At 59.3% G+C, this 12,723-nt stretch carries 13 protein-coding genes; 6 read left to right on the forward strand and 7 right to left on the reverse strand.

Annotation, left to right across the window (positions count from 1 at the left end):
• Window positions 1–2: 2 nt before the first annotated feature.
• On the forward strand, window positions 3–455 hold the full coding sequence (gene moaE / locus BJ917_RS21805) for a molybdopterin synthase catalytic subunit MoaE (RefSeq protein WP_096509187.1): 453 nt from the start codon (window positions 3–5) through the stop codon (window positions 453–455).
• A gap of 304 nt (window positions 456–759) precedes the next feature.
• Window positions 760–1,536 (forward strand): ABC transporter substrate-binding protein, encoded by a 777-nt coding sequence (locus tag BJ917_RS21810; protein WP_096509188.1) that lies wholly within the window; start codon window positions 760–762, stop codon window positions 1,534–1,536.
• Window positions 1,537–1,660: 124 nt separating this feature from the next.
• Here BJ917_RS21810 and BJ917_RS21815 read toward each other — a convergent pair whose 3' ends face one another.
• The 5 genes from BJ917_RS21815 to BJ917_RS21835 all read right to left on the reverse strand — a co-directional run bounded on the left by BJ917_RS21815 (window position 1,661) and on the right by BJ917_RS21835 (window position 6,987).
• A complete protein-coding gene (locus tag BJ917_RS21815) occupies window positions 1,661–2,302 on the reverse strand; it encodes a transcriptional regulator (protein WP_121104483.1) in 642 nt (213 codons plus the stop codon).
• A gap of 90 nt (window positions 2,303–2,392) precedes the next feature.
• Window positions 2,393–3,520: an FAD-binding oxidoreductase gene (locus BJ917_RS21820; RefSeq protein WP_121104485.1), complete on the reverse strand. Its 1,128-nt coding sequence runs from the start codon at window positions 3,518–3,520 to the stop codon at window positions 2,393–2,395.
• A gap of 141 nt (window positions 3,521–3,661) precedes the next feature.
• Window positions 3,662–4,606, reverse strand: coding sequence for an ornithine cyclodeaminase family protein (locus BJ917_RS21825; protein ID WP_121104487.1), 945 nt, complete (start codon window positions 4,604–4,606; stop codon window positions 3,662–3,664).
• Window positions 4,607–4,743: 137 nt separating this feature from the next.
• A complete protein-coding gene (rhlB, locus tag BJ917_RS21830; RefSeq protein ID WP_121104489.1) occupies window positions 4,744–6,219 on the reverse strand; it encodes an ATP-dependent RNA helicase RhlB in 1,476 nt (491 codons plus the stop codon).
• A gap of 111 nt (window positions 6,220–6,330) precedes the next feature.
• A complete protein-coding gene (locus BJ917_RS21835) occupies window positions 6,331–6,987 on the reverse strand; it encodes an alpha/beta hydrolase (protein WP_096509193.1) in 657 nt (218 codons plus the stop codon).
• Window positions 6,988–7,456: 469 nt separating this feature from the next.
• Here BJ917_RS21835 and BJ917_RS21840 point away from each other — a divergent pair, with 469 nt between their 5' ends.
• The 4 genes from BJ917_RS21840 (at window position 7,457) to BJ917_RS21855 (ending at window position 11,635) form a co-directional block, all read left to right on the forward strand.
• Window positions 7,457–8,488: an amino acid ABC transporter substrate-binding protein gene (locus BJ917_RS21840; protein WP_096509194.1), complete on the forward strand. Its 1,032-nt coding sequence runs from the start codon at window positions 7,457–7,459 to the stop codon at window positions 8,486–8,488.
• Between the two features lie 65 nt (window positions 8,489–8,553).
• On the forward strand, window positions 8,554–9,735 hold the full coding sequence (locus tag BJ917_RS21845; protein WP_096509195.1) for an amino acid ABC transporter permease: 1,182 nt from the start codon (window positions 8,554–8,556) through the stop codon (window positions 9,733–9,735).
• A 10-nt stretch (window positions 9,736–9,745) separates the two neighbouring features.
• On the forward strand, window positions 9,746–10,843 hold the full coding sequence (locus BJ917_RS21850; RefSeq protein ID WP_121104491.1) for an amino acid ABC transporter permease: 1,098 nt from the start codon (window positions 9,746–9,748) through the stop codon (window positions 10,841–10,843).
• Between the two features lie 27 nt (window positions 10,844–10,870).
• Complete coding sequence (locus BJ917_RS21855) at window positions 10,871–11,635, forward strand: amino acid ABC transporter ATP-binding protein (RefSeq protein WP_096509197.1); 765 nt, start codon at window positions 10,871–10,873, stop codon at window positions 11,633–11,635.
• A gap of 189 nt (window positions 11,636–11,824) precedes the next feature.
• Here BJ917_RS21855 and BJ917_RS21865 read toward each other — a convergent pair whose 3' ends face one another.
• Window positions 11,825–12,307, reverse strand: coding sequence for a type II toxin-antitoxin system MqsA family antitoxin (locus tag BJ917_RS21865; RefSeq protein ID WP_096509198.1), 483 nt, complete (start codon window positions 12,305–12,307; stop codon window positions 11,825–11,827).
• Window positions 12,304–12,615: a type II toxin-antitoxin system MqsR family toxin gene (locus BJ917_RS21870; RefSeq protein WP_121104495.1), complete on the reverse strand. Its 312-nt coding sequence runs from the start codon at window positions 12,613–12,615 to the stop codon at window positions 12,304–12,306. Before BJ917_RS21870 ends, BJ917_RS21865 begins: the two co-directional genes overlap by 4 nt.
• Window positions 12,616–12,723 lie beyond the last annotated feature (108 nt).

The following is a 12,723-nucleotide window of genomic DNA, read 5'->3' on the forward strand; positions in this document are numbered from 1 at the left end:
CCATGGCAATTCGCGTGCAGTCCACGGCGTTCGATCCGGGCGCCGAAGTCAATGCCATGCACGCTGCCAATGTCGGCGTCGGGGCGGTGGTGAGTTTTGTCGGCTACGTGCGCGACTTCAATGACGGGCTCGACGTGGCCGGGATGTTCCTCGAACACTATCCGGGCATGACCGAAAAGGCCCTTGGCAAAATCGCCAGCGAGGCCGAGCAGCGCTGGCCGTTGCTCAAGCTGGAAGTGTTGCATCGCATCGGCGCGCTGGAGCCGGGCGAGCCGATTGTCTTCGTCGGCGCCGCCAGCGCCCACCGCCAGGCAGCGTTCGATGCCTGCGCCTTTGTCATGGACTACCTGAAAACCCGTGCGCCGTTCTGGAAGAAAGAAAACACCAGCGACGGCCCGCGTTGGGTCGAGGGCCGTGACAGCGATCATGCGGCGGCGGATCGCTGGAAGCAGTAAATCCTGTATCGCTCTCAAGTACGCCATCGCGGGCAAGCCTTGCTCCCACAGGTTCTGAGTTGTTCTCAAATGAGTGAACGACGCCAACCTGTGGGAGCAGGCTTGCCCGCGATGGCGTCATCTGCGACACAAAAAATCCAGCTGAGTCACCTCCCGACCATCGGCCGGCACGGGCTGCATTTGCCTCATTGACGGTTTATACGTAAAAGTCCAATATGGAATTATAAGTACAAAAAAGGTCTTTCCCCGTTTCTGCTTTTTCTTCTGTCTTGCAAAACCAACAACAACCCGCGAGAGAACGAATATGAAGAAGTTCCCCCTCATCACCGGTCTGGCCCTGAGCCTGTTGGCGTGCAGTAGCCTGTTTGCCGCCGAGAAAACCCTGCGCATCGGTATCGAAGCGGCTTATCCGCCGTTTGCCTCCAAAACCGACCAGGGCGAGATCGTCGGTTTTGACTACGACATCGGCAATGCCTTGTGCGCTGAGATGAAGGTCAAGTGTGTGTGGGTCGAAGGCGAGTTCGACGGTCTGATTCCTTCCCTGAAAGTGAAGAAAATCGACATGGCGCTGTCGTCCATGACCATCAACGAAGACCGCAAGAAGTCGGTGGATTTCACCCACAAGTATTATTTCACCTCGTCGCGCCTGGTGATGAAGGAAGGCGCGGTAGTGGATGACCAGTACGCCAGCCTCAAGGGCAAGACCATTGGCGTGCAGCGTGCGACCACTACCGACCGCTACGCCACCGAGGTGTTCGAGCCCAAGGGCATCAACGTCAAGCGTTACGGCAACAATGAAGAGATCTACATGGACCTGGCGGCCGGTCGCCTGGACGCCATTTTTGCCGACACCATTCCGCTCAATGACTTCCTCTCGATGCCGCGCGGCAAAGGCTATGCGTTTGTCGGGCCGGAATTGAAGGATCCGAAATACGTGGGCGAAGGCGCGGGGATTGCGGTGCGCAAGGGCAATACCGAATTGGTCAGCCAGTTGAACACGGCCATCGACGGCATTCGCGCCAATGGCGAGTATCAGAAGATCTCGGAGAAGTACTTCAAGTCCGATATCTACGGCGACTGACAGTCCGCCATCGCTGGCAAGCCAGCTCCCACAGGTTCGGCGGTGTGCATATATCTTGTGTACGACCCGGACACTGTGGGAGCTGGCTTGCCAGCGATGAGGCTGGAACACTCACAGCAAATCTTCAGCCCTTCAATTCCTTCAAATGCTTGTACACCGTCGCCCGCCCCATGTTCAGCACATTGGCCACATAGTTCGACGCGCTTTTGCCCTTGAACGCCCCTTCGGCGTGCAGTGCTAAAACCAATTCCCGTTTGTGGTCACGAGTCAGCAGGTTCAGGCTCAGCTGCCGTTCGCGCAGCCAGGCATGAAGGAACGTGTTGATCCGCTCCTGCCAGTCATCACGGAACAGTGAGTCCGGCTGCGGGATCAGTTTGGTCGGCGACAGGAACAGGTCCAGCGCGGCCTTGGCATTCTCGAACAGCGAAATATTCAGATTGATGCACAGCACGCCCAGCGGATGACCTTCGCTGTCGCGCAGCACGGTGCTGACGCTGCGAATGTTCTGACCATCCCAGTTGAGTTTTTCGTACGGCCCGATATTACGTTCGCTGACATCATCGCTGAGCATGTCTTCCAGCGACGAGTCATCGCCGATTTCCCGTTTCGACAGGTTGTTGGCGATGTAGTCGACCTTTTGCGTGCGCAGGTCGTGCAGCACCACCTCGGCGTGGGGGAAGAACAGCGTGGCAATGGCATCAGCGATCGCCCGGAAGTTATCCAGGGACATATCGTTCAGGGCCGGGTCTTTTTCTGGTGCATTCATACAAGGGGCTCCGGGAAGCATCAGCGCCCCGTGGAACGGGGCTCTGAAAGTGTGCCGCAATCGAGTGGGCACGTCACGCGAGGGCAGCGATCAGCCCAGGCGGGCAGGGGAGAGCATCTCGGCACTCAGGCCGAAGCGGGTGAGTTGCTCGGGCAGGGTTTCTCCGCGCACCAGGGCGGCGCTGGCCTGACCCATGGCCGGCGAGGTCTGGATGCCGTAGCCGCCCTGTGCCGCGACCCAGAACAGCCCTGGCACCTGCGGATCGAAACCGGACAGCAAATCGCCGTCGCTGACGAAGCTGCGCAGGCCGGCCCAGGTGCGGGTCGGACGGCGGATGGTCAGGGTGGTGGCTTCTTCGATCTGGTAGATGCCCATGGCGATGTCCAGCTCTTCGGGCTGCACGTCGTGGGGCTCCACCGGGTCGGCGTTGGCCGGCGAGCCAAGGAACATGCCGGCATCGGGTTTCATGTAGAAGGATTCGTCGAGGCTGACCAGCATCGGCCAATGGTGGATGTCCACGCCTTCGGGGCCGGCGAAGATGAAGGCGGCGCGACGCTTGGGTTGCAGGCCCAACGGTCGGGCGCCGGCAAGTTCGCCGATCTTGTCGGCCCAGGCGCCGGCGGCATTGATGACGACGGGTGCGCTGAACGTCCCGGTGGTGGTCTGCACCTGCCATACACCATTGGCATCACGGCTCAGGCCTTGCACTTCGCAGTCGGTGTGCACTTCGCCGTTGTTGCGACGGATGCCCCGCAGGTAGCCCTGATGCAGGGCGTCGGTATCGATGTCGCTGGCCGTCGGGTCATAGATCGCACCGTGGACTTTCTCCCGACGCAGGATCGGCACGCGCACACAGGCCTCTTCGGCGCTGAGCAATTGCATCTCTGGCACCGTGGCTTTTGCGCTCAGGTATTGGTTGTTCAACTCAGCCGGATCGCCGGTGAAGTCCACGGTCATCTCGCCGCGCGGGGTCAGCAGCGGGTGCTCGCAGAAACCGCTGGGTGGAGTGTCGAAAAAGTCCCGACTGGCCAGGGTCAATGCACGAACCTGCGGCGTGCCATAGGCGGCGGTGAACAGTGCCGCCGAGCGCCCGGTGGAGTGATAGGCCGGATGGGATTCGCGTTCGAGCACAATCACGCGCCCGTGCTGCGACAGCCAGAACCCGGTGGAAGCGCCGGCAATCCCGCCGCCGATGATGATGAAATCTGCCTGGCTCATGAACGTCTCCTGATCAAGCGAAAATAAAGGTCCCACTGTAGGAGCAAAGCTTGCTCGCGATGGCGGTGTATCAGCCAACATCAATGTTGAATGTCAGTACGCCATCGCGAGCAGGCTTTGCTCCTACAGGGTTGTGTGGTGTCAGTGCTGCAGGCGGTAGATGGCATTGGCCAGCGCGATGTCTTCCAGGCCCAGGCCGATGGAGCGGAAGAACACGTGGCGGTCGTAGTCCGGGCGCTGCACCTTGTCGCTGAGCAGATCAGGCAGGTCGCCGATGATCGCGTTCTTGTCCCAGCCATGTGCTTCGCCGGCGATCAGCATTTCACCGGCCGAACCCGGAGTAGTCTGACGGTAGTCGCAGAACACCTGCATGTCATTGAGGCTCTGCGGCGGCACTTCGTGAGCGCGCGGGGCGTTGGTGCTGATGGAGGTGATCAGCGCCGGCTTGCTCAAGTGAGACGGGTCGATCACGGGACCGGCGGACGAGGTGCAGAGCATGATCACATCGGCATCAGCGATGGCGGCTTCACGGGTTTCGACGATGTTCAGGCGCGGGTCGATGCCTTTGAGCAGGTTCACGGTTTGCGCATCTTCGCTCAGGCTCGGCGAATACAGGCTGATGCTCTGCCAGTCCCGCAGGTTCTTCACGTAATGCAGGTGGGCCTGTGCCACTTTACCGCTGCCGATGATCGCCAGGCGAGTCGCTTTCAACGGTGCCAGGGCATCGACGGCCACTGCCGTGGTCGCGGCAGTGCGCGCCGTGGTCAGTTCACCGGCGTCGCAAAGCAGCAGTGGCTGGCCGGTCTGCATGGACATCAGCAAGGTCCAGGCCGTTACCAGCGGCCCTTGTTCGCGCACGATGTACGGTGAAGTCTTGACCCCGTACACGCCATCTTCGGCCAGCACGCCCAGGTAATTGATGAAGTCGCCGGCGCCCTGTGGAAACTCAACCAGCTGTTGTGCCGGCTGCACCGCTTGCCCGGCGGCCAGGTCGCGGAACAGTTTGCGCAGGATCTGCGGCACGTCGACCTGCGCCAGCAGCTCGCGGGCCTGGGATTGGGTGATCACGTAGGGGGTGCTGGACATGGTCGGCTCCGGGAGTGGCAGATAAACTAATTTGTCCATTATGGACTTTTAAATATGTCGAGCAAGCTCCTGAGAAAAAACAGGCGAAAAAAAAGCGCAGTCCGTTTCCGGCTGCGCCTCTTTCTGCACATGGTCCGTTATGGACGTTTGCGCTCAACCGCCCGCAGTAGATGCGTCGGTGGTGTTTCACAGTTGATTTTGCGACCCAGCAGCGTCTCGATGGACGGTAGCTGGTAGGAGTCGTCTTCCCCGGCAAAGCTGATGGACACGCCGTCGGCACCGGCGCGACCGGTACGGCCGATACGGTGCACGTAATCGTCCGGGACTTCCGGCAGGGTGAAGTTGATCACGTGGCTGATGCCGTCGATGTGGATACCGCGACCGGCCACATCGGTGGCCACCAGCACGCGGATCTTGCCTTCGCGGAAGCCTTCGAGGGTCTTGATGCGCTTGTGCTGCGGTACATCGCCGGACAGCTGCGCGGCGTTGATGCCGTCGCGCACCAGGCGCTCTTCGATGCGCCGCACTTCATCCTTGCGGTTGGCAAACACAATGACCCGCTCCCAGCCGTTGTCGTTGACCAGGTTGTAGAGCAGCTTGTATTTGTCGGCGCCGGCCACGGCATAGATATGCTGCTCGACGTTTTCGCTGGCCACGTTCTGCGACTCGATCTCGACGATTGCCGGATCGGTGGTCCATTGCTTGGCCAGGTTCATCACGTCATCGGTGAAAGTTGCGGAGAACAGCAGCGTCTGACGTTCATTCTTCGGTGGCGTCTGGCGAATGATCTGGCGTACTTGCGGGATGAAACCCATGTCGAGCATGCGGTCGGCTTCGTCCAGCACCATGACTTCAACCATGTCCAGGTGCACGTCGCCGCGCTGGTTGAAGTCCAGCAGGCGGCCGGGGGTGGCCACGAGGATGTCGCAGTGACGGGCTTCGAGATGCTTGAGCTGCTTGTCGAAGTCCATGCCGCCCACAAACGTCATGACGTTGAGGCCGGTGTATTTGGTCAGGTCCGCCGCATCCTTGGCAATCTGCACCACCAGCTCGCGGGTCGGGGCGATGATCAGGGCCCGGGGCTCACCCATGTAGCGCTCTTTCGGCGGCGGGGTTTGCAGCAGCTGGGTGATGATCGAAATCAGGAACGCCGCGGTTTTACCGGTGCCTGTCTGGGCGCGGCCGATGGCGTCTTTACCGGCGAGGGTGAAGCCCAGCACCTGCGCCTGGATCGGCGTGCAATAGGGGAAGCCCAGGTCCTGGATGGCGTGCATCAGTTCCGGAGCGAGCTTGAAATCGTGAAAACGGGTTTTGCCTTCCTGGGGTTCGACGACGAAGTCTTCGAGTTTCCAGGGAATGACCGGCGCCTTGGGCTTGGGTTCGCGACGCGGCCTGGCGGGTTTTGGGGCTTCGTCGCGGGCAGGTTCGGCAACGGTGGTTGCGGCAGGAACAGGTTGCGGTTCGTGTTTCGGTGCCGCTGCGGGAGCGGGGCGGTCGGCCTGGCTGGCATCGCTGCGATGGCCGTGGGAGTGCGACGGCGCGCTGGTGACTGGCGCGAGTTGCTCAGTCTCGCTTTTACCGAACATTTTCTTGAGTGCTTTGAGCACGGTCATCTCATCAATTGGTTAAGGAATGTACGCCGGCCAGTGTAATGCAAGAAACGGGCGCGGCGTAGTGGGATGGATCAAAGGGCGCTTTTAAACAAAAACAGGCGCCCAAAAGGTTTAACGCAAACGCTCGGCGAGCCAGGTGCCGATGTCGCGAATCTCCTCGGGTAACACTTCGTGGCCCATTGGGTACTCCTGCCATGTCACGGTGACACCATGTTGTTTCAAATGCTCGTAGGCGGTACGGCCCATCGAGTTTTGTACCACGTCATCGTATTGACCATGCAGCGACAACACCGGAATGCGCTGCTGGCTGGCGGACAGTTCAAGCTCATCGCTGAAGGTCGGTGCATAAGTAGAGAGGGCAAGTACGCCACCCAACGGTCCTTGCCACTTCAGGAACGCGGTGTGTAGCACCACGGCACCGCCTTGGGAAAAACCGGCCAGGAAAATCCGCGAGGCGTCTATTCCAACGGCTCGCTGCACGTCGATCAAAGAAATGATCCGCTGCGCCGACTCTTCCAGCTGGTCGCGGTTGATTGCGCGCGCCGGGCTCATGGCCAATATGTCGTACCAGCTCGGCATCTCGTAGCCACCGTTGATGGTGACGGCGCAGGTCGGGGCCTGTGGCAGAACGAAGCGGGTGGTCAGCAACGTTTCCTGCAGGGCTTCGGCGACCGGCAGGAAGTCATAGCGATCGGCGCCGAGGCCGTGCAGCCAGATGACGCAGGCGTCTGCGGGCTTGACGGGTTCTAGAATCAGGGGCTCGGTCATGGCTGCTCCAAATGTGTGCGCGCGCGCTCATTGAGTGCGAGGTGCGAGTGCGCGCCGGGTTGATCAGTTACGAAGATGTCGCAAGGTTACAAGTTTTGCTATTGACCTGTCGCTTAACCGCTTAAGCAGCCGGTGTGGTACGGGCTTTGCTATAGGGAAGCGCGTACGAAAATCCCACGTCTGTCGGTAACACTATCAGGCCATTGTCGGCAGTGGGATAGCAAAGAATCCGGTGATGGATGTTCGCCAGTGGCCGCTACGGGCTTCGCGAACGTGAAAGGGCTACAGCCCGTTCGGCCGATTTGGTGAGAAGTGAGTTGTCCATGATGTGGATTTTCTCCTACTAGACTCATAGCTACGGTCTTTACGTCGGTTGACCCTAAAACAAGCCAACACGGGTCGACAACGCCTCAAAAGGGTGCGGCAGGACTCACGCTCCGACACAACAAGAGCAAAACTGGAGGTTTGAATGAAGATGTTGAAATCCACCCTGGCGATCGTGACTGCAGCCGCAGTACTCGGTGTCAGCGGGTTCGCTCAGGCGGGTGCAACCCTGGATGCAGTGCAGAAGAAAGGTTTCGTGCAGTGTGGCGTCAGCGATGGCTTGCCAGGCTTCTCGGTTCCGGACTCCACCGGCAAGATCGTGGGTATCGATGCGGACTACTGCCGCGCTGTGGCCGCCGCCGTCTTCGGTGACGCGACCAAGGTCAAGTTCAGTCAGTTGAACGCCAAGGAGCGCTTCACCGCGCTGCAGTCGGGCGAAATCGACATCCTGTCGCGCAACACCACCATGACCAGCTCGCGTGACGCCGGCATGGGCCTCAAGTTCCCGGGCTTCATCACCTACTACGATGGCATCGGCTTCCTGGTAAACAACAAGCTGGGCGTCAAGAGCGCCAAAGAGCTGGATGGCGCGACCATCTGCATCCAGGCCGGTACCACCACCGAACTGAACGTTTCCGACTACTTCCGCGGCAACGGTCTGAAATACACCCCGATCACTTTCGACACCTCCGATGAAAGCGCCAAGTCGCTGGAATCCGGTCGTTGCGACGTACTGACCTCCGACAAGTCCCAGCTGTTCGCCCAGCGCAGCAAGCTGGCTTCGCCGAAGGACTACGTGGTTCTGCCGGAAACCATTTCCAAGGAGCCACTGGGCCCGGTCGTGCGTAATGGCGACGACGAGTGGCTGGCCATCGTGCGCTGGGTTGGCTACGCCATGCTCAACGCTGAAGAGGCCGGTATCACTTCGAAGAACGTCGAAGCCGAAGCCAAAGGCACCAAGAACCCGGACGTCGCTCGTCTGCTGGGCACCGACGGTGAATACGGCAAAGACCTGAAAGTGAAGAAGGACTGGGTTGTCCAGGTCGTCAAGCAGGTCGGCAACTATGGCGAAGTGTTCGAGAAAAACCTCGGCAAGAGCACTCCGCTGGAAATCGACCGCGGGCTGAACGCCTTGTGGAACGCTGGCGGCATTCAATACGCACCACCAGTGCGCTGATGGTTCTGTCACCCGGTGGGCCAACCACCGGGTGATGTTCTGTTCCATTATTTCCGGGGCACTTCATGCAAAATTCAATCGGCGCACCAAAGCAGAGGCTCAGCCTCAGCGATCCAAAAGTGCGTGCGTGGCTCTTCCAGATCATCACCATTGTCGCTGTGGTCTCGATGGGCTGGTATCTGTTCGATAACACGCAGACCAACCTTCAGCACCGGGGCATTACCTCGGGCTTCAGCTTTCTGGAGCGCAGTGCCGGTTTCGGCATCGCTCAACACCTGATCGACTACACCGAAGCGGACAGCTATGCCCGGGTGTTTGTCATCGGTTTGCTCAACACCTTGCTGGTGACCTTCATCGGCGTGATCCTGGCGACGATCCTCGGCTTCATCGTTGGTGTGGCCCGGCTGTCGAAGAACTGGATCATCGCCAAGCTGGCGACAGTGTACGTGGAGGTTTTCCGTAACATCCCGCCGCTGCTGCAGATCCTGTTCTGGTACTTCGCGGTGTTCCTGACCATGCCGGGGCCACGCAACAGCCACAACTTCGGCGACACCTTTTTCGTCAGCGCCCGTGGCCTGAATATGCCCGCCGCGAAGATGGCCGACGGCTTCTGGCCGTTCGTGGTCAGTATCGTCGTGGCCATCGTCGCCATCGTACTGATGAGCCGCTGGGCGACCAAACGCTTCGAAGCGACCGGTGTGCCGTTCCATAAATTCTGGGCCGGCCTGGCGCTGTTCCTGGTGATCCCGGCGTTATGCGCACTGATCTTCGGCGCGCCTTTGCACTGGGAGTTGCCGAAACTGCAAGGTTTCAACTTCGTCGGTGGCTGGGTATTGATCCCGGAACTGCTGGCGTTGACCCTGGCCCTGACCGTGTACACCGCGGCGTTCATCGCCGAGATCGTGCGTTCGGGCATCAAGTCGGTCAGCCACGGCCAGACCGAAGCGGCCCACTCGCTCGGCCTGCGCAACGGCCCGACCCTGCGCAAGGTGATCATCCCGCAAGCCCTGCGCGTGATCATTCCGCCGCTGACCAGCCAATACCTGAACCTCGCGAAAAACTCCTCGCTGGCGGCCGGTATCGGTTATCCGGAAATGGTGTCGTTGTTCGCCGGGACCGTGCTGAACCAGACGGGGCAGGCGATCGAGGTGATTGCCATCACCATGAGTGTGTACCTGGCGATCAGTATCAGCATTTCCCTGCTGATGAACTGGTACAACAAGCGCATTGCGCTGATCGAGCGGTAAGGAAAAGCGCATGAGTACTCATACCTTCAAACCCGACATGCCTCCACCGAGCAAAGTCTTCGGGCCGGTGGCGTGGATGCGCGCGAACATGTTCTCCAGCTGGCTCAATACCCTGCTGACCCTGTTCGCGTTCTACCTCATCTACCTGGTGGTGCCGCCAATCCTGCATTGGGCGATCATCGATGCCAACTGGGTCGGCACCACCCGCGCCGACTGCACCAAGAGCGGCGCCTGCTGGGTGTTCATCCAGCAGCGGTTCGGCCAGTTCATGTACGGCTATTACCCGCCGGAACTGCGCTGGCGCGTGGACCTGACCGTGTGGCTGGCTGTCATCGGTGTGGCCCCGCTGTTCATCTCGCGCTTTCACCACAAAGCCGTGTATGGCCTGAGCTTCCTGGTGTTGTACCCGATCATTGCCTACTTCCTGTTGCATGGCGGCATCTTCGGCCTGACCAACGTGGCGACCAGCCAATGGGGCGGCCTGATGCTGACCCTGGTGATCGCCACCGTCGGTATCGCCGGTGCGCTGCCGCTGGGGATTATCCTGGCGCTGGGCCGTCGTTCGAACATGCCGGCGATTCGTGTGGTCTGCGTGACCTTCATCGAATTCTGGCGCGGCGTACCGTTGATCACGGTGCTGTTCATGTCTTCGGTGATGCTGCCGCTGTTCCTGCCTGAAGGCATGAACTTCGACAAATTGCTGCGGGCACTGATCGGCGTGATCCTGTTCCAGTCGGCCTACGTGGCCGAAGTGGTGCGCGGCGGTCTGCAAGCGATCCCTAAAGGTCAATACGAAGCGGCCGCGGCGATGGGCCTGGGTTACTGGCGCAGCATGGGCCTGGTGATTCTGCCGCAAGCCCTGAAGCTGGTGATCCCCGGTATCGTCAACACCTTCATTGCGCTGTTCAAGGACACGAGCCTGGTGATCATCATCGGCCTGTTCGATCTGCTCAACAGCGTCAAGCAAGCCGCCGCCGACCCGAAATGGCTGGGCATGGCCACTGAAGGCTATGTGTTCGCTGCCCTGGTGTTCTGGATTTTCTGTTTTGGTATGTCCCGCTACTCCATGCATTTGGAACGCAAGCTGGACACAGGCCACAAGCGCTAAGTCGCTACCTATTTAGGAAGTTTCCCGATGAGCGAAGCAATCAAACAGCCTGTGAGCCCTGAAGGCATTATTCAGATGCAGGGCGTGAACAAGTGGTACGGCCAGTTCCACGTGTTGAAAGACATCAACCTGAACGTCAAGCAGGGTGAGCGTATCGTTCTGTGCGGCCCGTCGGGTTCCGGCAAGTCCACCACCATCCGCTGCCTCAACCGTCTGGAAGAACACCAGCAGGGGCGCATCGTGGTCGATGGCACGGAACTGACCAACGACCTCAAGCAGATCGAAGCGATCCGCCGTGAAGTCGGCATGGTGTTCCAGCACTTCAACCTGTTCCCGCACCTGACCATCTTGCAGAACTGCACCCTGGCGCCGATGTGGGTGCGCAAGATGCCCAAGCGCAAGGCCGAGGAAATCGCCATGCACTATCTGGAACGCGTACGCATTCCGGAGCAGGCGCACAAGTACCCGGGGCAACTGTCCGGTGGTCAGCAACAGCGTGTGGCGATCGCCCGCGCGTTGTGCATGAAGCCGAAAATCATGCTGTTCGACGAACCGACTTCGGCGCTCGACCCGGAGATGGTGAAGGAAGTGCTCGACACCATGATCGGCCTCGCTGAAGACGGCATGACCATGCTCTGCGTGACCCACGAAATGGGCTTCGCCCGCACCGTGGCCAACCGCGTGATCTTCATGGACAAGGGCGAAATCGTCGAACAGGCCGCACCGAACGATTTCTTCGACAATCCGCAGAATGATCGCACCAAGTTGTTCTTGAGCCAGATCCTGCATTGATCGGCACTTGGCAATGAAATAAACCCGGACGCTGTTCCGGGTTTATTTTTGCCCGCGATTCATGCCAGCGCACGAACCCTGTAGGAGCGAGCCTGCTCGCGAAGAACCTGGGAGCGCCGCAGGGAATCAGGTTACCCGCGTTATCGTTGACGACCATCGTCGGAACGCCGCCCGGAGACATGCAGGCTTCTACATATTTGTCACTGTTTCGTGCTCTTTGTGCACCGTATGCGTGAATCCCCTCAAATCTGCCCCTTCACCCAGTGACTTCGCCTCGGCCAACAAATACGGGTAGCGATCCAGAAGGCGCATCAGTAGCACCAGTGTTTTCGGAGGAAGTACTTCTCCGCGTTCGTAACGGGAAAATGCGTTATGCCCACCGCCGGACAGCAGTTGCACTGTTTCCTTTTGCGTCAGATGCAGTTTGCGGCGGATTCGTTTCATTTCCTCGCCGATCATCCGTCTTGCTGCCATGACCAGTTCGTCACCCGCCTGCGAATGTCGGTCTGAACAACAGTCGTCCAGTTCGACCTCCCCACACATCTGGCATTCCCAGCCGGATAAATCATCCACGCGTCGTTGCATTCCGTTGACACTCATGGTTTCACTGCGACCTTCAAAATGTCGCATTCCTTCTCTGGCTCCACAGCTGAAACATTGCTGGGTGTTCATTGGCATTTCTCCTTGAAGGAGATCACGGGCGGGCCACCGCATGGGCGATAGGTCACCTTGATGTAAATCTCCAGACCGCATGATTTGATGTGATACACGTCTTGCCAAACGCGATGGTCGTCATAAGTGGTCATGGACTTGTAAAGCATCTTTGCCTGGAGTTCGTATATGACCGCTCGCATTTCTTCGAGGTTGAGGCCGAGAGTCCTGCCGAATGCTTTTGCTGTACTGGTGAATGCTTTGTCTCCAAGTCGTCTGACGTCCGTCTTGATCATCGCCAAGTTGTAATGGGGCGTATTCTTTTCCATAAGAGCCCTTAACCCTGTCCCTGAAATTACCCTTAAAGGGTAATTTTGACTAATCGAAAATACCGCTCCTTTTCCCGCTCCTGACCGTAGGCGGTTGCCGTCCTAGAC

Source organism: Pseudomonas sp. WPR_5_2 (genome assembly GCF_003634475.1).
Taxonomy (GTDB): Bacteria; Pseudomonadota; Gammaproteobacteria; order Pseudomonadales; family Pseudomonadaceae; genus Aquipseudomonas; species Aquipseudomonas izuensis.

Excerpts from the sequence above, each read along its gene's own strand:
- BJ917_RS21865 (WP_096509198.1), bottom strand. The coding sequence starts at position 12,307 with ATGAACACCCAGCAATGTTTCAGCTGTGGAGCCAGAGAAGGAATGCGA.
- BJ917_RS21820 (WP_121104485.1), bottom strand. The coding sequence starts at position 3,520 with ATGAGCCAGGCAGATTTCATCATCATCGGCGGCGGGATTGCCGGCGCT.
- moaE (WP_096509187.1), top strand. The coding sequence starts at position 3 with ATGGCAATTCGCGTGCAGTCCACGGCGTTCGATCCGGGCGCCGAAGTC.
- BJ917_RS21840 (WP_096509194.1), top strand. The coding sequence starts at position 7,457 with ATGAAGATGTTGAAATCCACCCTGGCGATCGTGACTGCAGCCGCAGTA.
- BJ917_RS21810 (WP_096509188.1), top strand. The coding sequence starts at position 760 with ATGAAGAAGTTCCCCCTCATCACCGGTCTGGCCCTGAGCCTGTTGGCG.
- BJ917_RS21855 (WP_096509197.1), top strand. The coding sequence starts at position 10,871 with ATGAGCGAAGCAATCAAACAGCCTGTGAGCCCTGAAGGCATTATTCAG.
- BJ917_RS21835 (WP_096509193.1), bottom strand. The coding sequence starts at position 6,987 with ATGACCGAGCCCCTGATTCTAGAACCCGTCAAGCCCGCAGACGCCTGC.
- BJ917_RS21870 (WP_121104495.1), bottom strand. The coding sequence starts at position 12,615 with ATGGAAAAGAATACGCCCCATTACAACTTGGCGATGATCAAGACGGAC.
- BJ917_RS21850 (WP_121104491.1), top strand. The coding sequence starts at position 9,746 with ATGAGTACTCATACCTTCAAACCCGACATGCCTCCACCGAGCAAAGTC.
- BJ917_RS21845 (WP_096509195.1), top strand. The coding sequence starts at position 8,554 with ATGCAAAATTCAATCGGCGCACCAAAGCAGAGGCTCAGCCTCAGCGAT.
- BJ917_RS21815 (WP_121104483.1), bottom strand. The coding sequence starts at position 2,302 with ATGAATGCACCAGAAAAAGACCCGGCCCTGAACGATATGTCCCTGGAT.
- BJ917_RS21825 (WP_121104487.1), bottom strand. The coding sequence starts at position 4,606 with ATGTCCAGCACCCCCTACGTGATCACCCAATCCCAGGCCCGCGAGCTG.
- rhlB (WP_121104489.1), bottom strand. The coding sequence starts at position 6,219 with ATGACCGTGCTCAAAGCACTCAAGAAAATGTTCGGTAAAAGCGAGACT.